The 25654-nt window shown below is 71.2% G+C and carries 23 protein-coding genes and 1 riboswitch; of the genes, 16 read left to right on the top strand and 7 right to left on the bottom strand.

Annotation, left to right across the window (positions count from 1 at the left end; translation table 11 throughout):
• The first annotated feature begins 48 nt into the window (after nucleotides 1–48).
• The 12 genes from BN1197_RS16020 (at nucleotide 49) to BN1197_RS15965 (ending at nucleotide 14570) form a co-directional block, all read left to right on the top strand.
• Complete coding sequence (locus tag BN1197_RS16020; RefSeq protein WP_040161849.1) at nucleotides 49–1554, top strand: ABC transporter substrate-binding protein; 1506 nt, start codon at nucleotides 49–51, stop codon at nucleotides 1552–1554.
• Nucleotides 1555–1576: 22 nt separating this feature from the next.
• Nucleotides 1577–2518 (top strand): ABC transporter permease, encoded by a 942-nt coding sequence (locus BN1197_RS16015; protein ID WP_095999929.1) that lies wholly within the window; start codon nucleotides 1577–1579, stop codon nucleotides 2516–2518.
• Nucleotides 2515–3372, top strand: a complete 858-nt coding sequence (locus BN1197_RS16010; RefSeq protein ID WP_052466861.1) for an ABC transporter permease — start codon at nucleotides 2515–2517, stop codon at nucleotides 3370–3372. The genes BN1197_RS16015 and BN1197_RS16010 overlap by 4 nt, the downstream gene beginning before the upstream one ends.
• Complete coding sequence (locus BN1197_RS16005; protein WP_082043994.1) at nucleotides 3369–5216, top strand: dipeptide ABC transporter ATP-binding protein; 1848 nt, start codon at nucleotides 3369–3371, stop codon at nucleotides 5214–5216. The genes BN1197_RS16010 and BN1197_RS16005 overlap by 4 nt, the downstream gene beginning before the upstream one ends.
• A 5-nt stretch (nucleotides 5217–5221) precedes the next feature.
• A complete protein-coding gene (locus tag BN1197_RS16000) occupies nucleotides 5222–6337 on the top strand; it encodes a P1 family peptidase (RefSeq protein WP_052466860.1) in 1116 nt (371 codons plus the stop codon).
• An 88-nt stretch (nucleotides 6338–6425) separates the two neighbouring features.
• Nucleotides 6426–9455, top strand: a complete 3030-nt coding sequence (locus tag BN1197_RS15995; protein WP_082043993.1) for a Na+/H+ antiporter subunit A — start codon at nucleotides 6426–6428, stop codon at nucleotides 9453–9455.
• A complete protein-coding gene (locus BN1197_RS15990) occupies nucleotides 9452–9922 on the top strand; it encodes a Na(+)/H(+) antiporter subunit C (protein WP_040161846.1) in 471 nt (156 codons plus the stop codon). The genes BN1197_RS15995 and BN1197_RS15990 overlap by 4 nt, the downstream gene beginning before the upstream one ends.
• Nucleotides 9919–11631, top strand: a complete 1713-nt coding sequence (locus BN1197_RS15985; protein ID WP_040161843.1) for a Na+/H+ antiporter subunit D — start codon at nucleotides 9919–9921, stop codon at nucleotides 11629–11631. The genes BN1197_RS15990 and BN1197_RS15985 overlap by 4 nt, the downstream gene beginning before the upstream one ends.
• Nucleotides 11628–12173, top strand: a complete 546-nt coding sequence (locus BN1197_RS15980) for a Na+/H+ antiporter subunit E (RefSeq protein WP_052466859.1) — start codon at nucleotides 11628–11630, stop codon at nucleotides 12171–12173. The genes BN1197_RS15985 and BN1197_RS15980 overlap by 4 nt, the downstream gene beginning before the upstream one ends.
• A complete protein-coding gene (locus tag BN1197_RS15975; protein ID WP_082043992.1) occupies nucleotides 12170–12601 on the top strand; it encodes an MrpF/PhaF family protein in 432 nt (143 codons plus the stop codon). Before BN1197_RS15980 ends, BN1197_RS15975 begins: the two co-directional genes overlap by 4 nt.
• On the top strand, nucleotides 12598–13011 hold the full coding sequence (gene mnhG, locus BN1197_RS15970; RefSeq protein ID WP_217991210.1) for a monovalent cation/H(+) antiporter subunit G: 414 nt from the start codon (nucleotides 12598–12600) through the stop codon (nucleotides 13009–13011). Before BN1197_RS15975 ends, mnhG begins: the two co-directional genes overlap by 4 nt.
• An 87-nt stretch (nucleotides 13012–13098) precedes the next feature.
• Nucleotides 13099–13211, top strand: a riboswitch (SAM riboswitch).
• 42 nt (nucleotides 13212–13253) lie between these two features.
• Nucleotides 13254–14570: a bifunctional o-acetylhomoserine/o-acetylserine sulfhydrylase gene (locus tag BN1197_RS15965; protein ID WP_040161840.1), complete on the top strand. Its 1317-nt coding sequence runs from the start codon at nucleotides 13254–13256 to the stop codon at nucleotides 14568–14570.
• A 118-nt stretch (nucleotides 14571–14688) separates the two neighbouring features.
• Here BN1197_RS15965 and BN1197_RS15960 read toward each other — a convergent pair whose 3' ends face one another.
• The 4 genes from BN1197_RS15960 to BN1197_RS15945 form a co-directional block, all read right to left on the bottom strand.
• Nucleotides 14689–15690: a bile acid:sodium symporter family protein gene (locus tag BN1197_RS15960; RefSeq protein WP_052466858.1), complete on the bottom strand. Its 1002-nt coding sequence runs from the start codon at nucleotides 15688–15690 to the stop codon at nucleotides 14689–14691.
• Nucleotides 15691–15858: 168 nt separating this feature from the next.
• Nucleotides 15859–17058, bottom strand: a complete 1200-nt coding sequence (locus BN1197_RS15955) for an MFS transporter (protein WP_040161837.1) — start codon at nucleotides 17056–17058, stop codon at nucleotides 15859–15861.
• Nucleotides 17059–17094: 36 nt separating this feature from the next.
• Entirely contained in the window at nucleotides 17095–17529 is a 435-nt protein-coding gene (locus BN1197_RS15950) for a MarR family winged helix-turn-helix transcriptional regulator (RefSeq protein WP_176489780.1), read from the bottom strand.
• Between the two features lie 85 nt (nucleotides 17530–17614).
• The gene (locus BN1197_RS15945; RefSeq protein WP_040161831.1) at nucleotides 17615–18100 is read right to left on the bottom strand and encodes an Lrp/AsnC family transcriptional regulator; all 486 of its coding nucleotides are present in this window, start codon (nucleotides 18098–18100) and stop codon (nucleotides 17615–17617) included.
• A 136-nt stretch (nucleotides 18101–18236) separates the two neighbouring features.
• On the opposite strand from BN1197_RS15945, the gene pdhA reads away from it, so the two are divergent.
• From pdhA to BN1197_RS15930, 3 genes are read left to right on the top strand one after another with little or no spacing between them, the layout of a single operon-like run.
• Nucleotides 18237–19424 (top strand): pyruvate dehydrogenase (acetyl-transferring) E1 component subunit alpha, encoded by a 1188-nt coding sequence (pdhA, locus tag BN1197_RS15940; RefSeq protein WP_040161829.1) that lies wholly within the window; start codon nucleotides 18237–18239, stop codon nucleotides 19422–19424.
• A gap of 1 nt (nucleotide 19425) precedes the next feature.
• Nucleotides 19426–20487 carry an alpha-ketoacid dehydrogenase subunit beta gene (locus tag BN1197_RS15935; RefSeq protein ID WP_040161827.1) on the top strand — a complete coding sequence of 354 codons (1062 nt, stop codon included), beginning with the start codon at nucleotides 19426–19428 and terminating at the stop codon, nucleotides 20485–20487.
• Nucleotides 20484–21869 carry a dihydrolipoamide acetyltransferase family protein gene (locus BN1197_RS15930; protein ID WP_040161824.1) on the top strand — a complete coding sequence of 462 codons (1386 nt, stop codon included), beginning with the start codon at nucleotides 20484–20486 and terminating at the stop codon, nucleotides 21867–21869. Before BN1197_RS15935 ends, BN1197_RS15930 begins: the two co-directional genes overlap by 4 nt.
• 65 nt (nucleotides 21870–21934) lie before the next feature.
• Here the strand turns inward: BN1197_RS15930 and BN1197_RS15925 are convergent, their stop codons facing one another.
• Complete coding sequence (locus tag BN1197_RS15925) at nucleotides 21935–22255, bottom strand: putative quinol monooxygenase (RefSeq protein ID WP_040161821.1); 321 nt, start codon at nucleotides 22253–22255, stop codon at nucleotides 21935–21937.
• A gap of 167 nt (nucleotides 22256–22422) precedes the next feature.
• Between BN1197_RS15925 and BN1197_RS15920 the strand changes: the two genes are divergently transcribed.
• Nucleotides 22423–24075, top strand: coding sequence for a phosphodiester glycosidase family protein (locus tag BN1197_RS15920; protein WP_040161819.1), 1653 nt, complete (start codon nucleotides 22423–22425; stop codon nucleotides 24073–24075).
• Between the two features lie 66 nt (nucleotides 24076–24141).
• On the opposite strand, the gene BN1197_RS15915 is transcribed toward BN1197_RS15920, so the two are convergent.
• Both BN1197_RS15915 and BN1197_RS15910 read right to left on the bottom strand, forming a co-directional pair.
• A complete protein-coding gene (locus BN1197_RS15915) occupies nucleotides 24142–25068 on the bottom strand; it encodes a phosphotransferase (RefSeq protein ID WP_040162169.1) in 927 nt (308 codons plus the stop codon).
• Nucleotides 25069–25146: 78 nt separating this feature from the next.
• Nucleotides 25147–25596, bottom strand: coding sequence for a hypothetical protein (locus BN1197_RS15910; RefSeq protein ID WP_052466856.1), 450 nt, complete (start codon nucleotides 25594–25596; stop codon nucleotides 25147–25149).
• Nucleotides 25597–25654 lie beyond the last annotated feature (58 nt).

The following is a 25654-nucleotide window of genomic DNA, read 5'->3' as shown; positions in this document are numbered from 1 at the left end:
TCGAGGAGACGCACCGGCACCGCCACCGATCGTCCTCCAGGAGTCCTCATGCGTCGACTGCTCGCCCTCGCCGCCACGCTCGTGCTCACGGCGTGTTCCGCCGGCTCGGGCACCTCACCCGCCCCCGGTGGCACGGGCGGGTCGGGCGCGTCCACCGACCTCGCCGTCGGCATGGTCGCCGAGCCCGCCAACCTCGACTTCACGACCACCGACGGCGCGGCCATCCCGCAGGCGCTGCTCGACAACGTCTACGAAGGCCTCGTCGCCGTCGACGACGCGGGCAAGATCGTGCCCGGCCTCGCGAAGAGCTGGGAGGTCTCGCCCGATCGCAAGACCTACACGTTCCACCTCGTCGAGGGGGCGACGTTCTCCAACGGCTCGCCGTTCACCGCCGACGACGCGGTGTTCTCCATCGAGCGGGTGAAGAAGGACTGGACGACCTCGCTCGCCAAGGCCATGTCGGTCGTCGCCAGGGCCGAGGCGAAGGATCCGCAGACCCTCGTCGTCACCCTGAGCCGCCCGAGCAGCGACTGGCTCTACCGCATGACCACGCGTATCGGCGCGATGTTCTCACGCACGGGGGTGGCCGATCTCGCGACGACGACCGTGGGCACCGGCCCCTACGTCGTCGACCGGTGGAACCGGGGAGACTCCCTGCACCTGCGACGCCGCGACGACTACTGGGGCGAGCAGCCGTTCTTCTCCGGTGTGACGCTCAAGTACTTCAAGGACCCGACGGCCTTGAACAACGCGGTGCTCACCGACGCCATCGACATCGTCTCCACGGTGCAGGCCCCCGAGGCGCTCGGCCAGTTCACCGGCGATCAGCGCTTCCAGGTGATCGAGGGCACGACCAACGGCGAGGTCGTCCTCTCGTTCAACCACGCCAAGGCGCCGTTCGACGACCGTGCGGTGCGTCAGGCCGCGCGACAGGCGATCGACAAGAAGTCGCTCATGCAGAGCTGCTGGGCCGGGCGTGGAACGCTCATCGGCAGCATGGTCCCGCCCACCGACCCCTGGTACGAGGACCTCACCTCCATCCACCCGCCCGACGTCGAGGCGGCCAAGAAGCTGCTCGCCCAGAGCACGCACCCCACGCCCACCGTGCGGCTGCGACTGCCCACCCTCCCGTACGCCACCTCGTGCGGCCAGGTCGTCAAGAGCGACCTCGAGAAAGCCGGATTCACCGTGCAACTCGACCAACTCGAGTTCCCCGCCGCGTGGGTCACGCAGGTGATGAAGAACGGCGACTACGACGCCTCGATCGTCGCGCACGTCGAGCCGCGCGACCTGCCGGCCCTCTACAGCAACCCCGACTACTACCTGCACTACGACAACCCGGAGGTCACCAAGGCGATCGCGGCGGCCGACGCCGGCGACGAGGCCACCCAGGTGGCCGAGATGAAGAAGGCGGCGCGGCTCATCTCGCAGGACGCGGCCTCGGACTGGCTGTTCCTGCTGCCCAACCTCATGGTCGCGAAGAAGGACATCGCCGGCCTGCCCCAGAACGCGGTCGGCGAGTCCTTCGACGTCACGGGCCTCTCCCGCGGCTGACCCACCCGACCCCTGATCGACGATGGTGATCCTTCGCCGCCTTCTGGGACTCGCGCTCGCGGTCTTCGTGAGCTCGCTGCTCGTCTTCGCGTTCATGCAGATCCTGCCCGGAGACCCGGCCCGCGTGGCACTCGGCCTCAACGCGAGCGAGGAGGCCGTGGCCCGCTTGCGCGTCGAGTTCGGGCTCGACCGACCCCTGCCCGAGCGGTATCTCACGTGGGTCGGGGGCCTGCTCGTCGGCGACTTCGGCACGAGCTATCTCTCGCGCATCCCGGTCGGCCCCCAGATCGTCGACCGCTTCGGGGTGACGACGTGGCTCGTCGGGGCCGCGATGCTGGTCGCGGTGGCCCTCGCCGTTCCGCTGGGCACCATCGCGGCGTGGCGTCACCGGCACGTGAGCGGGGCGCTCATCTCGGCCCTGTCCCAGATCGGGATGGCCATCCCGTCGTTCCTCGCGGGCATCCTGCTCATCGCCCTGTTCGCCGTGCGTCTCGGCTGGCTGCCGGCGGGTGGGTGGACCCCGCCCGCCTACGATCCGGAGGCGTTCCTGCGCGGGCTCGTACTGCCGGCCCTGGCGCTGGGCCTGGTCCAGGCCGCCGTGCTCACCCGGTACGTCCGCTCGGCCGTGCTCGACGTGTTGCGCGAGGACTACCTGCGCACGGCGCGGGCCAAGGGGCTGCGGCCGCTGCAGGCGCTCGTCCGACACGGACTGCGCAACGCCGCGATCCCCGTCGTCACCGTGCTCGCGCTGCAGCTCACGACGATGCTCATCGGCGCGGTCGTCGTCGAGCGGGTCTTCGTCGTGCCCGGACTCGGCAGCCTGCTGCTCGACGCGGTCTTCGCCCGCGACCTGCTAGTCGTCCAGGACGTCGTCATGGTGCTCGTCGTGGCGGTCATCGCGGTCAACCTGCTCGTCGAGGTGGCCTACCTCCTGCTCGACCCCCGGCTGACGGTGCGCCGATGAGCACGCCGAACGTCGTGCGGCTCGTGCCCCGGGCCCGTCGAACGCTCGACCCGGCCCTCGTCGTCGGCGCCGCGATCGTGGTCACGCTCGTCCTCCTCGCGCTCGTCTCGTTCGTCTGGACCCCCTACGACCCCGTGGCGATGGACGCCGGTGCGCGCCTGCAGCGTCCGGGCGCGCAGCACTGGCTGGGCACCGACAAGTTCGGGCGTGATGTCGCCAGCCAGATCATGGTGGGCGCGCGCACCACCCTGTTCGTCGGGCTCGTCTCGGTCGGGGTCGCGACTCTCGTCGGGGTACCGCTCGGCATCCTCGCGGCGATGGGTCCCCGCCCGCTCGGGCTGCTGCTCATGCGGGGCACCGACATCCTGCTCGCGTTCCCGGCGCTGCTGCTCGCGATCATGTTCAGCGCCGTCTACGGGGCGAGCACCACCGTGGCGATGATCGCGATCGGCATCGCCACCATCCCGACGTTCGCGCGGGTCACGCGCTCGGGCACCCTGTCGGTGCTGCGTTCGGAGTTCGTGCTCGCCGCCCGGGCGGCCGGTCGGCGGGGCCCGGCCATCGCCGTGCGGCACGTCCTGCCCAACGTCGTCGGCCTCGTCATCGTCCAGGCCTCCGTCGCGTTCGCCATGGCGATCCTCGCCGAGGCGGCGCTGTCCTTCCTGGGCCTGGGCACCCCGCCCCCGACCCCGTCGTGGGGTCGCATGCTCCAGGAGAGCCAGGAGATGCTCTGGTCGGCGCCGCGCCTCGCCGTCATCCCCGGCGTCGCGATCGCGCTCGCCGTGCTCGGTTTCAACCTTCTCGGCGATGGTCTGCGTGACCTGCTCGATCCCCGGCTGGAGGAGCGATCGTGAACGCCACGAACGGACCCCTCGGTCCGGGGGCGTCCGAGCAGGAGTCGGCGAGTGGAGCGGGGGCCTCCGGGACGGAGGGCGGCTACGCGCTGCGCGTCCAGGATCTCGGGGTCACGGCCCGCGGTCGCGAACTCGTCGCCGACGTCGACCTGCGCATCGCACCGGGGGAGCGGGTCGGGCTCATCGGCGAGTCCGGCTCGGGCAAGTCGCTCACGGCACTGAGCATCATGGGCCTGCTCTCCGACACCCTCACCCCACGCGGTTCGGTGCGGATCGCCGGGGTCGGGCACGACGTCGTCGGCGCCTCCGAGCGGCGCCTCTCGGCGATGCGCGGGCGCGATGTGTCGATGGTGTTCCAGGAGCCGATGTCGGCACTCAATCCGACCATGCGCGTGGGCGAGCAGATCGCCGAGACGATGCTCATCCGCCGGACCGACGGCACCCCGGGGGGAGTGCGGCATTCGAAGCAGTCGGCGCGCGAGGCGGCGATCACGCTCATGACCGAGCTCGGCATCCCCGACCCCGCGGGCTCCTACCGGGCCTACCCGCACCAGCTCTCGGGGGGCCAGCGTCAGCGGGTCGTGCTCGCCATCGCGCTCGCCAACGACCCGAGGCTGCTCATCTGCGACGAGCCGACCACGGCGCTCGACGTCACCGTGCAGGCCTACGTGCTCGATCGCATCGTCGCCTCGACGACCGAGCGCGGGGCGGCCCTGCTGTTCATCAGTCACGACCTGCCCGTCGTCGCGTCGGTGTGCAGCCGGGTGTACGTGATGAACAGGGGGCGGATCGTCGAGTCCGGCCCGGTCGACACCGTGTTCACGCGCCCGACCCATCCCTACACCCGCCGCCTGCTCGACGCGTCGGCGCTGCCACCGCGACCCCTGTCACCCGCGACGACGGTCGACGAGACCCGGCGGGCCCGACGCGCGTCCCACGTGCCGCCGGTGCCGGAGCCGGTCGAGACTCCGGTCGTCGAGGTGACCGGGGTCGCCCGCACCTACCGACGCGGCACCTTCCTGCGGGGCGGCCGCCGAATCGAGGCCTTGCGCGGCGTCGACCTCACCGTGCGTCAGGGCGAGCGTGTCGGGATCGTCGGAGAGTCCGGTTCGGGCAAGTCGACCCTGCTGCGGATCATCGCCGGGCTCGACGCGCCGACCTCCGGTTCGGTGACCATCGACGGCCGACGCTTGCGGACCAAGGCCGACGCCCGTCGCATCCGCGACCGGCTGCAACTCGTGTTCCAGGACCCGATGGGCAGTCTCGACCCGCGCATGAAGGTCGCCGACATCGTCGCCGAGCCCCTCGTCGGGCTCAGGCGGCCCGGCGGACGCGAACGGGTCGACGAGGTGCTCACCGCCGTCGGTCTCACCCCCGACATGGGGGAGCGCTACCCGCACCAGTTCAGTGGCGGTGAGCGACAGCGCATCTCGATCGCTCGGGCCCTGGCGCCCTCGCCGGCCATCCTGCTCGCCGACGAGCCCGTGAGCGCGCTCGACGTCTCCGTTCGGGCGCAGGTGCTCTCGCTGCTCTCCGGGCTCGTCGACGACCTCGGCCTCACGCTGGTGCTCGTCAGCCACGACCTGTCGGTGATCCGCCACATCTGCGATCGGGTACTCGTCATGCGCGACGGCGAGGTCGTCGAAGCCGGCAGCGCGACCGAGGTCTACGAACACCCCCGGCACCCCTACACGCAGCGCCTCGTCGGCGCCATCCCCACGCTGGAGCGGGCGTTGAGCGGCGTCGACGCCACCATGCTCGCCCGCCGTCCGGAGGACCGGGAGGCCAGCCGCAGCGTGCCCGCCGCCGAGACCGCCACCCGCACCCAGGAGGACTCCGCGTGACGCCCATGACGAACAAGACGACCACCTCGACCACCTCGACCACGTCGACGCCCGGGCCGACCAACTCCGTGCTCGACGTGGCCGGTCTGCGCGTCGGGCAGGCGTCCGCCGAGGCACCCGGCGCGCTCTCGGGCACCACCGTCGTCCTCGCCGGCGGCGACGTGTGCCCCGAGGGCATGGTGGCGGGCGTCGACGTCCGTGGTGGTGGTCCCGGCACCCGCGAGACCGATCTGCTCGACCCGCGCAACGTCGTCGAGCGCGTGCACGCGGTCTGTCTCACCGGGGGGAGCGCCTTCGGCCTCGGCGCCGCCGACGGGGTGATGGCCGAACTCTTCGCTCGCGGCATCGGCCTGCCCATGGGCCGCCCGGGCGACGTCGTGCCGCTCGTGCCCGCGGCGGTGATCTTCGACCTCGGACGCGGTGGGACGTTCGGGGCACACCCGACGGCGCACACCGGAGCCGCGGCCTGCCGGGCGGCTCTGTCGGGGGAACAGGTGCCGCTCGAACAAGGGTGCGTCGGCGCGGGCCGCGGCGCGAAGGCCGGCGGGTTCAAGGGCGGGATCGGCACGGCGAGCGCCGTGTGCGCCGACGGCAGCACGGTCGCGGCACTCATCGTCTGCAACAGCCTCGGCGAGGTCGTCGCGCCCGACGGCACGTTCCACGCCGCCTCAGCGCTCATGCCCGAGGATGTGGCGGTGCCCGGCGGACTGGGGGCGCCGAGTGCGCACGAGCTCGACGCCGCCCGGAGCGCTGCCGCACACGTGCCTCCGCAGCCGCTCGGGATGCCGGGACTCGCGACGACGATCGGGGTCGTCGCCACCGATGCCGCGCTCTCCAAGGCGCAGTGCGCCAAGCTCGCGGGCGTGGGCCACGACGGCATCGCGATCGCCGTGCGCCCGGCCCACACGATGCTCGACGGCGACACGCTCTTCGGGCTCTCGACCGCGCAGCGCCCGGCTCCGGACATGGTCGGCTTTCACGAGATCCTCACGCAGGCCTCACTGGTCACGGCACGCGCCATCGTCCGGGCCATCCTCGCCGCGACCACGACGACGACCTCGGCGGGGACCTGGCGGGCCTATCGCGAGGCGTTCCCGAGCGTCTTCGCCGCCGCACGCTGACCGACGAACCGGGCCTCCGCGCGTGTGCGCATGCGTGACGCGTCCTTTAGACTGACGGCTCCCCGACGGTCCGGAGAAGCCCCCGCACATGATCGCCCTCATCGCAGTCCATCTGGCGGTGGCGCTGCTCGCGCCGCTCCTCGTCGGACGTCTCGGAACGAGGGCGTTCTGGGCGCTGGCCGTCCCGCCCGCCGTCACCGCAGTCTGGGCGGCAGCGAGCTATCCGGCAGTGGCCTCCGGGACGATCCCCGTCGAGGTGCTGCCCTGGGTGCCGTCACTGCACCTCGAACTCGCCTTCCGCATGGACGTGCTGTCGTGGATCATGACGCTCGTCGTCTCGGTCGTCGGCGTGCTCGTACTCGTCTACTGCGTGGGGTACTTCGATGCGGACGAGCCCGGCCTCGGCCGGTTCGCCGCCTGCCTCCTCGCGTTCGCCGGAGCCATGCTCGGCCTCGTGACCAGCGACGACGTTCTCGTGCTGTACGTCTTCTGGGAACTCACGACGATTCTGTCCTACCTGCTCATCGGGCACCGTCCCGAGAGCAGAGCCGGCCGCTCGGCCGCGATGGAGGCCCTCATCGTCACGACCTTCGGCGGCCTGGCCATGCTCATCGGGCTCGTCATGCTCGGCGAGCAGGCCGGCACCTATCGGCTGTCGCAGATCCTCGAGACCGGCAGCAGCGGCCCGGCGACGATCGCGGCCGTCATGCTGCTGCTCACCGGCGCGGTGAGCAAGTCGGCGCTCGTCCCGTTCCAGTTCTGGCTCCCGGGAGCCATGGCCGCGCCCACGCCGGTGAGCGCCTACCTCCACGCCGCGGCCATGGTCAAGGCCGGTGTCTACCTCGTCGCCCGCCTCGCGCCCGCCTACGCCCACCTCGTCGCCTGGCAGTGGGTCGTCCTCGGGCTCGGTGGCCTGACGATGCTCGTCGGCGCGTTCGCGGCGCTGAAGCAGACCGACATCAAGCTCCTGCTCGCCTACGGCACCGTGAGCCAGCTCGGCTTCCTCGTCGTCCTCACCGGTGGTGGCACCCAGGCGGCGGCGCTCGCCGGCCTCGCCGTCCTGCTGGCGCACGCCTTGTTCAAGTCGTCGTTGTTCCTCGTGGTCGGCGCCATCGACCATGCGACGGGGACCCGCGACCTGCGCCGGCTCACGGGCCTGCGCCGGCGGATGCCGGTGCTCTTCGTCACCGCGCTCGTCTCGGCAGGCTCGATGGCGGGCCTGCCCCCGATGCTCGGATTCGTCGGCAAGGAGGCGGCCTACACCGCGTTCTCGGAAGGACCGGGCAACGCCCGTGACCTCGCGGTTCTCGTCGTTCTCGTGCTCGGATCCATCCTCACCCTCACGTACAGCCTGAGGTTCGTTCGCGGGGCGTTCTCGACCAAGCGCGACGTGCCGCCCCTCGATCTGCACCCGCTGCCGGGCACGGTCGTCTGGGTTCCCGCCGTTCTCGCCGCCGGCAGCCTGCTCGGCGGGCTGTTCTCGGGCGTCCTCGACCCGACATTGGCCGCGTACGCCGAGACGGTGGGTACGAACGCGGTAGCGGGTGGGGGCCTGCACCTCGGCCTCTGGCACGGATTCACGCTCGCCCTCGGCCTCACCGTGCTCACGTGGGCCGCGGGATTCGGGCTCGACGCGGTGCTCGCTCGCCGTGAGGTGCGCGCCCCGGCCCGGCGCACCGGCCTCGGCCAGCGCGCCTACCGAGCCGTCATGCGCTCGCTGGACCGGATGTCGCTCGAGGTCACCGGCGCCATGCACCGGGGTTCGCTACCGCTTTCGACCGCCCTCATCCTGCTCGTGTATCTCGTCCTCGGCGGCGGGTCACTGTGGCTGGCCGGGCTCGACTGGGCCGGCGTTCCGCTCGTATGGGCCGAGAGCTCGGGCCAGGCGATGACGGCCCTGGCGATCGCGGTCGCGGCCCTCGCGGCGGTCCGCTCGCGTCGTCGTCTACGCGCGGTGTTTCTCGTGGGGATCACCGGTTACGGCTGCGGGTTGCTCTTCCTGCTGCACGGGGCACCCGACCTCGCGCTCACGCAGGTGCTCGTCGAGACGCTCTCGATCATCGTCTTCGTCCTCGTGCTGCGCCGCCTACCGGGCCGCTTCGACGACGCGCCGGCGGCTCGGACCCGCCGCCTGCGGGCCGCGCTCGGCGTCGGGGTCGGGCTCGTCACCGCCGCTCTCGCGTTCATCATCCCCACGGTGCGCACGGCGCGGCCGGCCTCCGACGGCATGGCCCACGCCGCCTACGACTTCGGGTACGGGGAGAACATCGTCAACGTCATCCTCGTCGACATCCGAGCGTGGGACACGATGGGCGAGTTGTCGGTCGTGCTCGCCGCCGCCACCGGCATCGCGAGCCTCGTGTTCCTCCACGAGACCAACGTCGAGGGCGCCCGTCGCAAGCTCAGCGAGATCCTGGCCCGACGAGCTCTCGTCACCGTCGCCACCGTCGGTGGGCGCTGGCTGGCCGAGGGCTTCACCGCCCGCCCGGAGCGCCGCTCGGTCATCCTCGAGGTCGTCACCCGGCTCATGTTCCACGTCATCATGGTGTGGTCGGTGTACCTGTTGCTGGCCGGGCACAACCGCCCCGGCGGCGGGTTCGCGGCCGGCCTCGTCGCCGGCCTCGCGATCAGCCTGCGGTATCTCGCCGGCGGGCGCGACGAGCTGCGGGCGACGATCCCGATCATGCCGGCGGTGCTGCTCGGGGTCGGTCTGTTCCTCTCCGCCGGCAACGCGCTGGTCTCGATCCTCGCCGGTGGCGACGCCCTGCAGACGTGGCACACCTACCTGCACATCCCGGTGGTCGGCGACCTGCACCTCGTGAGCTCGCTGGTCTTCGACGCCGGCGTCTACCTCGTCGTCATCGGGCTGGTGGTCGACATCCTCCAGAGCCTCGGCGGAGCGATCGACGCCCAGATCGAGAGCACGTCGACGCGGGAGGACAGCGAGTCGGCAGACGACGACTCCGACCTCGCGTTCGCCGAACGGCCGAGCGGAGATCGCAGGACGAGCGACTGCATCCCGGACGCTCCCAGCGAACACCTGCCCTCGTTCAGCGAACGACGCCTGGCCGCGGCCCGGCAGCCCCGAACCCCCGATGTTCCCGAGGAGGAGAGATGACCGCCAACATCACGCTCAGCCTGCTCATCGGCGTGCTCTTCGGCTGCGGCATCAACCTCATCATGGCCCGAGGCATCGTCCGCGCGTTCCTCGGCGTCATGCTCGTGAGCAACGGCATCAACCTGCTGTTCCTCGTGGCGGGCTCCTCCGGAGTCGCCCCGATCTTCGGCGCGGCGCCGGAGTCGCAGATGAGTGATCCCCTGCCCCAGGCGATGACGCTCACGGCGATCGTCATCACACTCGCGCTCACCGGGTTCGTGCTCGCGCTCGCCCATCGCGCGTGGCAGGTGCGCCAGTCCGACTTCATCGCCGACGACCCCGAGGACGCGCGTATCCAGGCCCGCGCCGCGGCAGACGACATCTCGTTCAGCGAGTTCACCGGCGACGAGCCCGCGGAGGATCTCGAGGACGACCCGGGCGGTCGCCATCCCGCCCCGACGCGCGGTGACGAGGAGGCACGCTCGTGAACTGGGCCTCGATCCTCGTGCCGCTCCCCGTCGTGCTGCCACTGGTCGCGGCCGGTCTCACGCTCGTCACGAGCCGCAGCAGCGGTTGGCAGCGTTCGATCAGTGTCACGGCGCTCACCACGATGCTCGTGGCCGCGTTCGCGCTGCTCTACCTCGCCGACACCCAGGGCCCGCAGGTCGTGCACACCGGCGGCTGGGCGGCCCCGCACGGCATCGCGCTCGTCGTCGACCGGCTGTCGGCCGTCATGCTGCTCACTTCGATCGTCGTCACCGGTGGCGTGTTGCTCTTCTCCATCGGCCAGGGCCGTAGCGGCGACGACGAGACCGACGGGGCCTCCCCGCTGCCGATCTTCCACCCGACCCTCATGGTGCTCGTCGCGGGCGTCGCGACGACCTTCGTCAGCGGCGACCTGTTCCACATCTACGTCGGTTTCGAGATGCTCCTCATCGCGAGCTTCGTGCTGCTCACGCTCGGCGGCTCGACCGAACGCGTCGCGGCCGGTGTCAACTACGTGTTCGTCAACCTGTTGTCCTCCCTGTTCTTCCTTACGGCGATCGCGCTGATCTACGCGGCGACGGGAACGGTGACTCTCGCGCAACTCGCGGGGCGACTGGGCGACCTGCCCACTGGGGTGCAGCTCACCCTGCAGGTGCTGTTGCTCATCGGCTTCGCCGTCAAGGCGGCCGTGTTCCCGCTCTCGGGGTGGTTGCCCGACTCCTATCCGACGGCGCCCGCCTCGGTCACCGCCGTGTTCGCGGGCCTGCTCACCAAGGTCGGGGTCTACGCGATCATCCGCATGCAGACCCTGTTGTTCCCCGACGGCCGTCTCGACGGCATGTTGATGTGGGCGGCGCTGTTGACGATGCTCGTCGGCATCCTCGGTGCGATCGCTCAGGACGACATCAAACGACTGTTGTCGTTCACCCTCGTCAGCCACATCGGTTACCTGATCTTCGGCGTCGCGGTCGGCAACCAGGCCGCGCTGTCGGGGGCGATCTTCTACGTCGTCCACCACATCGTCGTGCAGACGACGCTCTTCCTCGTCGTCGGCCTCGTCCAGTGGCGCAGTGGCACGACCTCGCTGGAGGAGCTCGGCGGTCTCGCCCGCACCGCGCCCGTCGTCGCCGTCCTCTTCTTCGTGCCGGCGATCAACCTCGCGGGTATCCCGCCGTTCTCGGGCTTCCTCGGCAAGGTGGGGATCTTCGAGGGGGCCGTGCAGCACGGCCGCTGGATCGACTACGTGCTGGTCGCGGGTACGGCACTCACGAGCCTGCTCACCCTGTACGCCGTCGCCCGGGTCTGGTCGCGCGCCTTCTGGCAACGGCCGGTGACCGAGCTGGAGGGTGCCGCGCCGACCCGCCCGAACACCGACGATCGCGGCGCCGGCGCCGACGCCGCGCCGGGGACCTCCCTGGTGCGCGCCGGCGACCCCGACGGCCCCGTGCGCGGGCCGCAGTCCCCTGCCCACCACGCCGATGCCGCCACCGGGCCCATCGCGCTCGACCCCCGCCGGGTGGCGGCCCTGAAGCGCATGGCGGACCGGCCGGTGCCCCGCGGGATGCTGCTGCCGACGGCATCCCTCGTCGCCGTCGGAGTGGCGCTGACGTTCGTCGCGGGCCCACTGTTCGGGATCACCGATCGAGCCGCGGGCGACCTCCTCGGGCGGTCGACGTACATCCAGGCCGTCTTTCCCGGGGGTGTGCCGTGACCGACTCGTCCACCGAACGACCGATGCGCGAACGCGTGCAGGTCGTTCCGATCGTCACCCTCGCCCTCGTGTGGGTGGTCCTGTGGGGTTCGTACTCGCTGATCTCCCTCGTGGGCGGCCTCGTCCTCGCGGTCGTGCTGCTGCTCGCGTTCCCGCTGCCGCCGCTGCACCTGGGCGTGCGGATCCGGCCCTGGCCCCTCGTCGTCCTCGTCGCCTGGTTCGCCTTCGACCTCGTCGCCGCGAGCGTGCGCGTCGCCTACGAGTCCGTGGCGCCGTGGGTGCATCCGCACGGCCACCTCGTGACGATCGACCTGCGCACCGACGACGACCTGTTCGCCATGATCACCGCCGAGATGACGGCGCTCGTGCCCGGCACGGTGGTGGTCGACCTCGACCCCGAGCACAGGGCCATGATCCTGCACATATTCAACGCCGACCGCGCCCAGTTGCCCGTGATCGCCGACCGCATCCGTGCCCAGGAGGGCCGCGTCCTGCGCGCGCTGGCCCGTGACGCCGACCAGATTCTGGCGGCGAGGCCATGACTCCCTTCCTCGCGACTCCCTCCCTCGCCCATCTGCTCATCGTCGTCACCGGAGCCATGCTGGGCGTCGCCGTACTGCTGGCCATCATGCGTGTCGTCCGGGGGCCCAGTGCCGTCGACCGAGCGGTCGCCAACGAGGTCGTCGTCTCGACGCTCGTCTGCGCGCTCGGCATGGAGGCCGCGCTCAACCGTCATTCGACGACGCTCGCGATCCTTCTCGCCCTCTCGCTCGTCGGGTTCCTCTCGTCGGTGGCCGTCGCGCGGTTCGCCGTTCGCGAGCGGGACTCCCTCCAGGTGGGGCACGGAGATCCGCCCGACGAGGACGCCGACGACACCCAGATCCCCGATGCGCAGGGTGACGTGCTGCCCGAGGAGCAGTCCCGGCCCGACGAACGCATCGCCCGACGTGCAGAGGACGTGCGCGAATGACGATCGACGATCTGCTGACCGCACCGGTCATCGACACGTCGTCGGTGCCGGCCGAGATGAGCGACTGGGCGGGCCTCGTCTCGCTGTTCCTCGGTGCCTGCCTGTGCCTCGCGTCGGGGATCGGCATCAATCGCCTGGACGAGCTCTACGCCCGCATGCACGCCGCCACCAAGCCGCAGGTGCTCGGCACGTTCCTCGTGCTCCTCGGCATCGGGCTGCGCTTGCGGGATCCCTCGGTGGTCGGCCTGCTCGTGCTCATCGGCTGCTGCCAGCTCGTCACCATCCCGGCGGCGGCGCAACTGCTCGCCAGGGCGCACCTACGCACGCGGCCGTACGGCCAGGTCGCGGCGACCTCCGGACGGGTGGCGACGGTCGAGGACTCCCGGGACGAGCCCGTGCATCGACGGTGACCGGGAGCGGTCGCGGCAGGCCCGCGACCGACCGGGCCGTGAGACGCAAGGGTCCGAGGGGTGGACGCACGTGTTACGGTCGGCTCAGGTCAAGAGCGCCAGCGCCAAGCCCCGGCTCGCTGGCCGGCAACCCCCTCCTCGCGGTGGGGTGCCCCGGGTGAAGACCTGGCCGAACGCCCCGGCGGCGGCAAGCGCGGGTCGGCGACGTCGAACCGTGCCTCACGAGACGCAAGGAGACTTCGATGACCGATTCCACGTGGGCCTTCGAGACCCGTCAGATCCACGCCGGGCAGACCCCGGACGCTCAGACGGGGTCGCGGGCCCTGCCGATCTACCAGACGACGAGCTACGTGTTCGAGGACGCGCAGACCGCGGCCGACCGGTTCGCGCTCTCCGACCTCGGGCCCATCTACACCCGCCTGGGCAACCCGACGAACGAGGTCGTGGAGAACCGCATCGCGAGTCTCGAGGGGGGAGTGGGAGCGCTGCTGCTCGCCTCCGGCATGGCGGCGACGACGTACGCCATCCTCAACGTCGCGCAGGCCGGTGACCACGTCGTGGCGGGCGCGGCGCTCTACGGCGGCACGTACAACCTGCTCAAGCACACCCTGCCCCGGCTCGGCATCGAGACGACGTTCGTCACCGATCAGGCCGACCTGGAGGCGTGGCGTTCGGCGATCCGCCCGAACACCAAACTGGTCATCGGCGAGACGATCTCCAACCCCGACCAGCAGGTGCTCGACATCGAAGGTGTGGCCGGCCTCGCCCACGAGGCGGGCGTGCCGCTGTTCGTCGACAACACGGTCGCGACGCCGTACCTCATCCGCCCGATCGAGCACGGCGCCGACGTCGTCATCCACTCGGCCACCAAGTACCTCGGGGGCCACGGCACGTCGATCGTGGGCGTGCTCGTCGACGCGGGCACGTTCGACTACGGGGCGGAGCCGGAGAAGTTCCCCCAGTTCAACACCCCCTCGGAGAGCTACCACGGCCTCGTCTACGCGCGCGATCTCGGCAAGGACTCGCCGTTCGGTGCCAACCTCAGCTTCATCCTCAAGGCGCGGGTGGATCTGCTGCGCGACACGGGGGCCGCGGCCGCACCGTTCAACGCGTTCCTGCTCGCGCAGGGCCTGGAGACCCTCTCGCTGCGCATGGAGCGACACGTCGAGAACACCCGCAAGGTGGTCGACTTCCTCGCCGGTCACCCGCAGGTCGAGTCGGTGAACTACGCCTCGCTCGAGGGCAACCGCGACCACGCGCGCGCCGAGAAGTACTGCCCCCGGGGCTCCGGGGCGGTGTTCTCCTTCGAGATCGCCGGAGGCGTCGAGGCCGGTCGCCGGTTCGTCGACGCCCTCGAACTGCACAGCCACGTCGCCAACATCGGCGACGTGCGTTCTCTCGTCATCCACCCCGCGTCGACCACGCACAGCCAGGGCAGCGACGAGGACCGTCTCGGTGCGGGCGTCACCCCCGGCCTGATCAGGTTGGCCGTGGGCATCGAGAACGTCGACGACATCATCGCCGACCTCGAGAAGGGCTTCGCGGCCGCGAAGGGCTGAATACGAGAGAATGCAGCGACCTGGGATCGCCCAGGTCGCTGCATTCTTTCGTCTCCGCACCTTCGCGGGGGCGGGCGCGGATGACGTCATGCCTTGCCGCTGCCCGCCGGCCGACAGATCAGGTGAGGACGGGGGTGGGTTCGTCGGCGTGCCGGTCGGTCGGGAACCGGCGCACGACGGCCGCGTACACCGCGCCGGTGATGTTGTGCAGCACCGCGGCCACCGCGCCCGGGAGGGCGGCCTCGGGGGTGAAGAACTTCGCGGACATCCCGGAGGCGAGACCGGCTGACTGGGTGCCGACCTCGATTCCCAACGTGCGGCTCTGCGCCTCGGGCAGCCGGGTCAGACGCCCGGTGGCGTAGCCGAGCACGTACCCGGCCACGTTGTGCAGGAGGACCGCGACGAACACCACGAGCCCGACCTGGGCCAGACGCCCGACGTTGGCGGCCACGGTCGGGAACACCACACCACCGATGCCGAGGATCGACACCCACGGCAGCACGGGGGAGATCGCGCTGACGACCGAGTCGAAGAAGTACCGGATGACGAGGCCGCCGATGACCGGCAACAGCACGGTCTGGGCGAGCGTCATCGCCATGCCGACGGCGTCGACGTCGGTGCGGGCGCCGGCCAAGACGAGCATGAGCACCGGCGTCATGATCGGCGACACCAGCGTGGAGACCGAGGTCATCGCCACCGACAGCGCGACATCGCCCTTGGCCAGGTAGGCGATGACGTTGGACGAGGTGCCGCCCGGCACCGAGCCCAGCATGAGCAGACCCACCGCGAGCGCCGGGTCGAGGCCCAGCAGCGCGGCGACGCCCACCGCCGCCAGTGGCATGATGACGAACTGCGCGACGACACCGATGAGGACGGGCAGCGGGCGCTTCGCGATGACCTGGAAGTCCGGGATCGTGAGGGTCAGGCCCATCCCGAACATGATGACCATGAGGAAGCCGGTGATGTGGCTGCGGAACGGCAGGAACGGTTCCGGCACCAGATAGGCGATGACCGTGCCCGCGAGGATGAACAACGGGAAGGCGGTCACGGCGATGGCGGCGGACCGGTCTTCGCGGTCCTCTGCGTCATCGGCAACGTCGGGGTCGGGGTGTCGGGACACGGAAACGTCTCCTACGGGCTGGGGGAAAGATTCGGCGGGTGACGCGATCCGGGGTGGGGATCGCGCGCGAGGCAGCCCGGTGAGGCAGCCGCCAGGGTACAAGGCGCGGCAGCGACGAGGATCGGCGTCCTGCGGGCGCGAGGCACGGACGAGTCGATCGGCGGCAGGTCAGCCGGCGTCGGCGGTGGTGAGGATCTCGGCCTCGGCACGGCTGTACTCCATGGGCCCCGGCAGGTGGGCGAGGCGTCCTCGCGCAGTGATCATGAGCACCGCAGCGCAGGCGACGATCGCGGCCGCGACCCAGTACGGGGTGCTCATGCCGGCCTCCTCCCCGAGACGGCCGGCGAGCCAGGGGGCGACGGCGCCGCCGGAGAAGCGCACGAAGCTGTAGGCCGACGAGGCGACACCGCGGGGGTGCGGGGAGACGTGCATGACGGCCTCCGTGACAAGGGTGTTGTTGACGCCGAGGAAACCTCCTGCGAGCACGACGCACCCGATGAGCACATCCCGGTCGGCGGTGAAGGCGGCCATGACCGCGAGGACCACGGCGAAGCCGAACAGTGCCGCGATGATCGAGGGCACGGTGCCCCACCGGCGTTGGAGCCAGGGGGCGACCCAGACGGAAGTGATCGCGAGCATCACGCCCCAGCCGAAGAACACGAGGCCGACACCACGGGCATCCATGTTCAGCGGGAACGGCGTGAAGGCGAGCAGCGTGAAGAAGCCGAAGTTGTAGAGCAGCGCGGTGATCGCCACCGACAGCAGGCCGGGGTGGGCGAGTGCACGAATCGGCTCGGACAGCCTGGACGGCTGCGGGCGAGGCGCTTTCGGGAGGGCGACGAGGGTTGCGAGGAGGGCGATCAGCATGAGCACGGCGACACCGAAGAACGGGAACCGCCAGCCGATCCGACCCAGCTCGCCCCCGACGAGGGGGCCGATCGCGATGCCGATGCCGAGCGCGGCCTCGTAGAGGACGATGGCCTGACCCACGGAGCCGGCGGCGGCGCTGACGATCGTCGCGAGCGCCGTGGAGATGAACAGCGCGTTGCCCAGGCCCCAGAGGGCGCGGGCCCAGACGATGCCGCCGACCGAGTCCTGCATGCCCGCCAGGCCGGCGCCGACGACGATGATCGCGAGTCCGAGGATGAGGGTCCACTTGGCCCCCATCCGGCTCGACACCCATCCGGTGCCGAGCATGGCGACCCCGGTGACGGCCATGTAGCTGGTGAACAGCAGCGACACCTGGCTGGGGGTGGCCCCGAGGGAGTCGGCGATGGGCTTGAGGATCGGGTCGACGAGTCCGATGCCCATGAAGGAGATGACACAGGCGAACGCGACGGCCCAGACCGTCGTGGATTGGCGTGGCATGAAGGACCTTTCGGTGGTGCGTGGGACGTGACCGGCTCAGGCGCTCGCGGCCGAGCGGCCGAGGATCCTGTCGAGCACGTCGGCGGCCGCGGTGAGGGTGGCGACGTCGGCGTCGGTCAGTGCGTCCAGATGGGGGAGGAGGGCCGCGGTCCGGGCCGTTCGGATGTCGGTGAGGGCGCGGGTGCCCGCCTCGCTGAGGCTGATGAGGCTCGCGCGGGCGTCGCTCGGGTCGGCTTCGCGCCGAAGGAACCCGGTGTCCTCGAGCCGCCGAACGTGGGCCGTCATCGTGGGCTGAGTCGTGTGATCGGCAGCGGCCAGCGTGGAGATCCGCACGGGCTGCAACTCGTCGACGAGGGACAGCAACCGCGCGACGACGATGTCGTGCTCGACCTGGGCGCTTCGCGTGGCCCAGCGGTTGAAGCGGGCCAGCGTCGTGAGCAGGCGTTCAGCGTCGGAGGAGCGTGTCGTCACACGAGGACGATACATAGATCGGCTATCTATGTAAACCCGCCGAGACAGCCGCCGTTTCCGCCGTGCGCGGTCAGTCGCGCGGCAATCAGGGGAGGTGCTCGCCCATCCACGCCCCCGGGCCGGCCTCGTCGGCGAACACGAGCCACGTGCGGGTGGAGCGCACTCCGGGAATCGCCTGGAGCTCCTCGAGGACGACGTCGCGCAGGGTGGCGTTGTCGGGGGCGTGGACGAGCACGAGCACGTCGAAGTCGGCGGCGAGCAGCGAGACGCGCTCGACGTAGCGCGCGGTGCGCAGGCGAGTACTGATCTCCCGCCAGGCGTCCTGCTCGACCGACAGCGCGACGTAGGCGCTCGTGGCCAGGCCGGCCCTCGCCGGATCGACTCGGGCCGAGAATCCGGTGATCACGCCGGACGAGAGCAACCGGTCGAGTCGTGAGTAGGCGCTCGCGCGGCTGATATGGACCCGCTCGGCGAGCGCGCGTACCGAGAGCCGCCCGTCGCTCACGAGGGCGGCGACCATCCGTCGGTCGATCTCGTCGAGGTCCGCGGTGCCGTCGGACGGATTGATCATGAATACCCTCCCGGGAAGCCGAACGTCTGCCGTTACGCGGATTCCTTGAGCAGAGCGTACGTCGGAAGGGAGTATCGGGCGCACACCTACGCACCTCTCGCCGACACCGTCGTCGGCGTCGTCGGCAGGAGACCGCATGGCCCCCACCCGCAAGGCCGCAGACGCGCGGGCGTCGAAGGCCGCCGCGCAGGCAGCACCCGAGCACGTCGAGGCGCCGTTCCAGCGCGGCCTCATCCCCGCCGCCTCGCCGGTGTGCTTTCTCGACGAGCACGGCCACCGTGTCGAGCCGGTGACCGACGACTACGACGCGCCGAGCGACGACGACGTCCTCGAGTGCTACCGGCGCATGGTCGTCGGTCGACGGTTCGACACCCAGGCGACGGCGCTGACCAAGCAGGGCCGCCTCGCGGTGTATCCGAGCTCCCGGGGCCAGGAGGCGTGCCAGGTCGGCTCGGTGATGTGCATCCGGCCGGACGACTGGTTCTTCCCGACCTACCGCGACTCCGTGGCGCTCGTGTCGCGGGGCATCGATCCGGTCGAGGTGCTCACGCTGCTGCGCGGTGACGCCCACTGCGGCTACGACCCCGCCGCGACCCGCACCGCGGCACAGTGCACGCCGCTCGCGACCCAGCTCCTGCACGCGGCGGGCGTCGCGTACGGCGAGCGGCGACAGGGGCGGGATTCCGTGGCGCTCGCGTTCATCGGCGACGGCGCGACGAGCGAGGGCGACTTCCACGAGGCCCTCAACTTCGCCGCCGTGTTCCGGGCCCCGGTCGTGTTCGTCGTGCAGAACAACGGGTGGGCGATCTCGGTGCCCCTGGAGAAGCAGACCGCTGCGCCGAGCCTGGCCTACAAGGGCATCGGCTACGGCGTCGTCTGCGAGCAGGTCGACGGCAACGACGCGCTCGCCGTGCTCGCGGTCGTCGGCAAGGCGGTCGCGTGGGCGCGCGCCGGCCGGGGGCCTGTGCTCGTCGAGTTGCACACCTACCGCATGGAGGCGCACACCAACGCCGACGACGAGACCCGCTACCGCACCTCCGAGGAGGTCGAGGCGTGGCGGCTCAAGGATCCGATGGAACGCCTCGAGACCTACTTGCGCTCGGTGGGCAGGCTCGACGACGAACTCGCCGCCACGTACGCGCAGGAGGCCGAGGACGCCGCGGCCGAACTGCGTCGGCGTATGAACGAGGACACCGATCCGCAGGCGTCCTCGATGTTCGAGCACGTCTACGCGCGCCCCACCGCGCAGCTCGCCGACCAGCGGCAGATGGTGCTCGACGAGATCGACGCCGAACGTGACGCCCTCGCGGGAAAGGACGCCTGACATGGCCCAGCGATCCACCACCTTCGCCGCGGCCCTCAATCACGCGCTGCGCGACTCGATCTCGGCGGACGAGAACGTCCTCGTCTTCGGTGAGGACGTCGGTGTCGCCGGCGGCGTGTTCCGCATCACCGACGGCCTCGCCCGCGATTTCGGCGACGACCGCTGCTTCGACACCCCGCTCGCCGAGTCCGGCATCGTCGGGTTCGCCGTGGGGCTGTGCATGTCGGGGATGCGGCCCGTGGTCGAGATGCAGTTCGACGCGTTCGCCTACCCCGCGTTCGAGCAGATCGCGAGCCACGTCGCGAAGATGCGCAACCGCACGAACGGGGCGCTGCCGATGCCGATGGTCATCCGGATTCCGTTCGCCGGGGGCATCGGGGGCGTGGAGCACCACTGCGATTCCTCCGAGGCCTACTACGCCCACACGCCCGGGCTGCGGGTCTACACCCCGGCCACGGTCGAGGACGCGTACGTGCTGCTGCGCGCGGCGATCGACGACCCGGATCCGGTCGTGTTCATGGAGCCCAAACGCCTGTACTGGTCGAAGGACGACGTCGACCTCGACGCCCTCGCGCCGGGAGGCGGGCTGCCGCCGGGCACGGCATGCGTCCGGCGAGAGGGTGCCGACGTCACGCTCGTCGCCTACGGGCCCAGCGTGCCGGTGGCGATGGAGGCGGCCGAGGCAGCAGCCGAGGAGGGGTGGAGCTGCGAGGTCGTCGACCTGCGGACGATCGATCCCTATGACGACGAGACGGTCGTCGCGTCGGTGCGCAAGACCGGCCGTTGTGTCGTCGTTCAGGAGGCCCAGGGGTTCGCGGGAGTCGGCGCCGAGATCGCCGCTCGTGTGCAGGAGCGGGCGTTCCACAGCCTGGCCGCTCCCGTGCTGCGCGTCGCGGGGCTCGACATCCCCTATCCGCCGCCCAAGCTCGAGCGCTTCCACCTGCCCGGGGTCGACCGGGTCCTCGACGCCGTCGCACGGCTGCAGTGGGACGACGAGCCGGACGAGCGACACCTGGCCGTCGGAGCCTCGGCCGCGTCCGACGCGAAGGAGGTCGCGCGATGAGCACGCGAACGTTCATGCTTCCCGACCTCGGCGAGGGGCTCACCGAGGGGGAGGTCGTCTCGTGGCAGGTGTCGGTCGGTGACACGGTCGCGGTCGACGAGATCGTCGCGGTCGTCGAGACCGCGAAGGCCCAGGTCGACCTGCCCTCCCCGTTCGCCGGAACCGTCGTCGCCCTGCACGCCGACGCCGGACAGGTGGTCGACGTCGGCAAGCCGCTCATCAGCGTCGACACCGGTAGCGGCGCTGCGGACGGCTCCGCTCTCGTGGAGGACGCGACCCAGCGCTCGAGTGCGACCGAGGAGCGCATGGACGAGGAGCGCGCGGGGTCGGGCAACGTGCTCATCGGGTACGGCACGTCGGAGGCGAAGCGCGGACGACGCCGGCGGGTCGGTCGTCGCCCCGCTGCGAGGGTGGAGGGCACGCCGTCATCGGCGACGAGTGCCCCGCAGAGCGAACCGAGTTCGCGCCCTGGGCAGGCCGTGCGGGTCATCAGCCCGCTCGTGCGCAGACTGGCGCACGACCACGGCATCGACCTGTTCTCGGTGACTCCCAGCGCGCCCGGCGGGATCATCACGCGACGCGACGTCGAGCAGGCGCGCGAAGCGCGACATGCACATGTATCAGTACAACAGGATGTAGCGACACAAGAGCGCGCACCGCAGACGCAAGCGTCATCGCATGCCGGGCTCGTCGATGAACGCATTCCTCTCACCGGCAGCCGGCGAACGATCGCCGATCGCCTCACGCGTTCGCGCACCGAGATCCCCGATGCGACGACCTGGGTCGACGTCGACGCCACGGGGCTGCGGTCGATGAAACAGGACCTCGCCGCCGCGCTCCCGGAGGCGAGAATCGGGTACCTCGCACTGGTCGCGCGCATCGTCGTGGCGGGGCTCGTGCGCTTCCCCGAGCTCAACGCCCAGGTCGACACGGCGGCGAACGAGATCGTGCGGATCGGGACGGTGAACCTGTCGTTCGCGGCGCAAGGCCCGCGAGGACTGGTCGTGCCGGTGGTGCACGGGGCGAGCGACCAGACGACGGAACAACTCTCGGCGACGATCCGTGACCTCACCGAGCGTGCCCGCGCAGGCACGCTCACCCCGGCGGAGATGACCGGAGGCACGTTCACGCTGAACAACTACGGCGTGTACGGGGTCGACGGGTCGACGCCGATCATCAACCATCCCGAGGCGGGGATGCTCGGGGTGGGGCGGATCGTCGACAAGCCGTGGGTCGTCGACGGCGAGCTCGCGGTGCGTCCGGTGACGCAGCTCTCGCTGACGTTCGACCACCGGGTCTGCGACGGGGGAGTGGCGGGCGGCTTCCTGCGCTACGTCGCCGACTGCGTCGAACGCCCCGGAGCCCTCCTCGCCGGAGTCTGAGAACGCCGAGACAGCCGTCGTTTCCGGCCCAGAGCCGCAAACGACGGCTGTCTCGACGCAATGGGTCAGTCGACGGTGATCTCCGCCATCTTGTCCCAGCCGGTGGCGGGGATCTGCCCGTTGACGATGTCGGGCGTGCAGGCGAGGTACTTGGGGAACTCCCGCTGCATCTCGGCGAAGTGCTCGGAGTTCACGTGGGCCTCGGCGCCGTCGTCCTCGAACGCCTCGATGAGGACGTACGTGTTCGGCTCGGCGATCGAGCGTGACCATTCGAACCACAGGTTCTTCGGCTCGGCGAGCGTCGCCCGGGTGAAGTCCTCGGTGATCGAGGGCCAGTCCTCCGCGAACTCCGGCTTCACCGAGAACTTGACGTTGATGAGAATCATGCGTCCTCCTCGGGGGGATGGGGGTCAGCCCTCACCCTCTCAGACGGACTCGTGGGCGTCCTGGGGGGGCGCCTCACTGGTCAAGGGCGAGAAGTTCTCTCGGGTGTCGGCCGATGTTCACCGCGCGGCGCCGGGCGGGTCGACGTGCGCGGCCTAGGTTCTCGCGCATGATCGCCTCTCGACGCCGCGCGTTCGCCGCCGTTCCCGCCGCTCTCGCAGCGGTCCTGGCCGTCTCAGCCGTCGTACCGGCCGGCGCGGCCACCTCGCGGCCGGACCCTGGTGATCCGCGCGAGGGGTACGCCCGCGACGAGCTGCCGCTGGGCCGTGCCGATCTCGCGGAGATGCGGGCGACGACGACGCTGCAGCCGGGCGCCACCCTGACGAAGATCACCCGCGGCGTGGCCGACGGGTCGTCCCGGTGGGTCGTCGAGCTGTCCATCCCGAGCACGACGTCCAGCCCGGACCCCGACGCGCCCGCCCGCGCGGTGCAGGACGCGGAGTCCGCAGGCGCGTTCGTCGCGAAGCTCTCCGGTGCGGGTTTCGCGGCGCAGGCGACCGACGTACGGCAGCTCGGTGCCGCGGACGTGCCCGACGGCGTCATCGGCCGGCGGGTCCGGCTCGTGGAGACGTTCGTCGACCAGGCCGCCGCCGACGGGGCCGTCGCGCGGCTCAAGGCGGCCGGCTTCACGGCCCGCAGCTGGTACTCCGGCTGGGACGGGGGCACGCCGGCGAGCGGACCGTGGACGATGTCGGTGCTCACCATCGACCCGAAACGGTTCGATGGGCGCCTCGTCGGTACCTATGGTCCCGATCTCGAGAAGCGTGAGACGACCTCGCAGCTCGCCGCCCGGCTCGGCGCGACCGCGGCAGCAAACGCCGGCTTCTTCGTCATGGACCCCAAGGCCGGCGTCGAGGGTGACCCGGCCGGGATCGCCGCGTACGACGGGCGGGTCGTCTCGGAGGCCGTGGGTGATCGTCCGGCCGTGCTTCTCGACGCCCGTGCCCGCCAGACGCGGATCCTGCGTCCGGGCTGGGCCGGCACATTCCGAACCGGGGGTCGCACCCACGTGCTCGACGGCACGAACCGCGTCCCCGGCCTCATCCGCAACTGCGGCGGCACGGGCGACACGCCGACCGACCTGCCTCGGCACGACGTCACGTGCACCGACGCCGACGAACTCGTCCTCTTCACGCCGGCGTTCGGTGCCACCACGCCCGCGGGGCCGGGTCGCGAGGTCGTGCTCGACCGCCGCGGCCGGGTGGTCACCACCCCCACCGAGCGCGGGATCGCCCTCACAGCGGGGCAGCGCTCGATCCAGGCCACCGGTGACGCCGCCGGCGCCCTCGCGTCGCTGCGCGTCGGAGACCGGGTGCCCGTGACGGCGACGATGACCAGGGGCTCCGGACGCCCGATGCACCTGCGCAAGGATCAGAGCGTCATCAACGGCGGCCCGCTGCTGTTGCGTGCGGGTCGCACGCACATCACCCAGAAGCGCGACGGCATGAACCAGGCCGTCACCGGCAACCCGAGCTTCGACTACGGCTGGGTGCTGCAGCGCAACCCGCGCACGTTCATCGGCACCGACCGGCGCGGCCGCACGATGATCGTCGCCGCCGACGGCCGGCAGACCGGCCACCTCGGCCTCTTGATCCCCGAGACCGCGGCCGTGGCCAAGGCCCTCGGCATGCGCGAGGCGATGAATCTCGACGGCGGCGGCTCGACGACGCTCGTCGCGAGCGGCGCCTTGGCCACCAGCCCCTCCGACGCCACCGGCGAGCGCCCCGTCGGCGACGCCATCGCAATCCTCCCGCGCCGCTGACGCACGAGGCACCGGCGCCTCTGCTCCGGCCGTCGGGGTGGGACGAGGCCCACGAGTACAGGTGCGTCAGAGTCCTGCTGGGGGCGGATCGGCGCAGGCGAGGAGTCGATCGAGGGTGCGACGGGCCGTCCGGAAGAAGACCGGGTTGGTGTGTTCGTAGTAGTGCAGGCCGCCGATGGCCATCTCGAACGCCCAGCCGCGTCCCCGCTGCCAGGCGGAGTCGTCGAGCCCCATGGCCGAGCGGAAGGCGGTGCGCTCGGGTTCGTCGAAGATCACCCACGCGGGCTGCAGGTCGGCGGCGGGATCGCCGACGACGGGCAGTGAGACGTCGATGAGCCCGCTGAGTCGGCGCTCGGTGACGAGCAGGTTTCCCGGCATCGGATCGCCGTGGATCGCCACGGGTGCTCCGGCGTGTGGCGGCGCGGTGAGCGACTCCTCCCACACCCGCGTCGCGGCGCTCGGATCGATGAGATGACGACTGCGTTCGATCGAGGTGCGCACCCAGTCGGAGTCGGCCAGGGGCACCCCGCCGCGCCCGTTGCCGTTCCACGTCGCGTGCTCGACAGGAACCGCGCGGATCGACGACAACAGCGCGCCCAGGTCGGCAGCAAGGAGACCGAGGTCGACATCGGCGGGGGAGGCGTCGAGAACGCGGTCGAGGGAGCGGCCGGCCAACCAGGTCCACAGCGACCACGCTCCCGCGTATCCCTCGAACGGCGCACCGATCGCGACGAGCTGCGGCACGCTCACGTCCACGTTCTCGGCCAGGTGGCGGGCGTGCCGGCCCTCGGCGCGCACGCGGTCGACGAACGCCGGGGACTCGTCGGGGACGAGCGGGACGCGCGCCAACAGCGAGTCGCCGACCCGAAAAGGGGCGATGACGGTCCCGGCCGACGGCACAGGGACGACGCCCTCGCCTGCCAGGCGCGGGAATTGGCGCGCGATGGCGGCCTGTAGAGCAGGAGCCCGCACGTCGACCTGTCCCTCGTGCATCACGCCGTCATCGTCCCGACCTCACGTCGCCGCCGCCACCGAGTTTCCGGCTCGGGGCGCAGCGGTCCGGAAGCGGTCTCAGCGGGAGGTGCCGTCGAGCCGGGCGGCGAGGCGATCGAGCCCGGCGCGGATCATCGCCCCGTAGCCGTCGTCGGAGAGCGTGTCGGCCGCGGCGGTGCCTGCCTCGAGCTGGGCCCGGGCCTCGTCGAGGCGGCCGAGGCGGCGATAGCCGTCGCCGAGGTTGAGGTGGAGGCTCGGTGCGAACCCGGCCGCCGAGGCGACGCCCACGGGCATGAGATCGGTGTCGCCGACGCGCGTGTACGCCTCCAGCGCGCGCTCGTCCCACGCGACCTCGTCGGCGACGTCGGGTTGGACGTCGGCGAGGTAGTGCGCAAGGACACAGCGTTGCGCCGCATCGGTGGGGGCCGTTGCGTCCCAGCAGTCCTCGAGCCCGGCGCGGATCGCCGGGGCATCGCCTCCCTCGAGCGCGAGTCGAAGCGCATCGAGCACCTCGTCCCAGTCCGCCATGGAGCGCACCCTACGATCGCTCCACCCGGGCGAGTGCAACCGTCGTCCTCCGGCTCCG

It is taken from the genome of Mobilicoccus massiliensis, assembly GCF_000826525.2.
GTDB lineage: Bacteria > Actinomycetota > Actinomycetes > Actinomycetales > Dermatophilaceae > Mobilicoccus > Mobilicoccus massiliensis.
This window is presented reverse-complemented; position numbering and strand designations above follow the sequence as displayed.

Bases quoted from the DNA above. Each gene is read 5' to 3' on its own strand.
- BN1197_RS16020 (WP_040161849.1), top strand. From the start codon at position 49: ATGCGTCGACTGCTCGCCCTCGCCGCCACGCTCGTGCTCACGGCGTGT.
- BN1197_RS16015 (WP_095999929.1), top strand. From the start codon at position 1,577: ATGGTGATCCTTCGCCGCCTTCTGGGACTCGCGCTCGCGGTCTTCGTG.
- BN1197_RS16010 (WP_052466861.1), top strand. From the start codon at position 2,515: ATGAGCACGCCGAACGTCGTGCGGCTCGTGCCCCGGGCCCGTCGAACG.
- BN1197_RS16000 (WP_052466860.1), top strand. From the start codon at position 5,222: ATGACGAACAAGACGACCACCTCGACCACCTCGACCACGTCGACGCCC.
- BN1197_RS15995 (WP_082043993.1), top strand. From the start codon at position 6,426: ATGATCGCCCTCATCGCAGTCCATCTGGCGGTGGCGCTGCTCGCGCCG.
- BN1197_RS15990 (WP_040161846.1), top strand. From the start codon at position 9,452: ATGACCGCCAACATCACGCTCAGCCTGCTCATCGGCGTGCTCTTCGGC.
- BN1197_RS15975 (WP_082043992.1), top strand. From the start codon at position 12,170: ATGACTCCCTTCCTCGCGACTCCCTCCCTCGCCCATCTGCTCATCGTC.
- mnhG (WP_217991210.1), top strand. From the start codon at position 12,598: ATGACGATCGACGATCTGCTGACCGCACCGGTCATCGACACGTCGTCG.
- BN1197_RS15965 (WP_040161840.1), top strand. From the start codon at position 13,254: ATGACCGATTCCACGTGGGCCTTCGAGACCCGTCAGATCCACGCCGGG.
- BN1197_RS15955 (WP_040161837.1), bottom strand. From the start codon at position 17,058: ATGCCACGCCAATCCACGACGGTCTGGGCCGTCGCGTTCGCCTGTGTC.
- BN1197_RS15945 (WP_040161831.1), bottom strand. From the start codon at position 18,100: ATGATCAATCCGTCCGACGGCACCGCGGACCTCGACGAGATCGACCGA.
- pdhA (WP_040161829.1), top strand. From the start codon at position 18,237: ATGGCCCCCACCCGCAAGGCCGCAGACGCGCGGGCGTCGAAGGCCGCC.
- BN1197_RS15935 (WP_040161827.1), top strand. From the start codon at position 19,426: ATGGCCCAGCGATCCACCACCTTCGCCGCGGCCCTCAATCACGCGCTG.
- BN1197_RS15930 (WP_040161824.1), top strand. From the start codon at position 20,484: ATGAGCACGCGAACGTTCATGCTTCCCGACCTCGGCGAGGGGCTCACC.
- BN1197_RS15925 (WP_040161821.1), bottom strand. From the start codon at position 22,255: ATGATTCTCATCAACGTCAAGTTCTCGGTGAAGCCGGAGTTCGCGGAG.
- BN1197_RS15920 (WP_040161819.1), top strand. From the start codon at position 22,423: ATGATCGCCTCTCGACGCCGCGCGTTCGCCGCCGTTCCCGCCGCTCTC.
- BN1197_RS15915 (WP_040162169.1), bottom strand. From the start codon at position 25,068: ATGCACGAGGGACAGGTCGACGTGCGGGCTCCTGCTCTACAGGCCGCC.
- BN1197_RS15910 (WP_052466856.1), bottom strand. From the start codon at position 25,596: ATGGCGGACTGGGACGAGGTGCTCGATGCGCTTCGACTCGCGCTCGAG.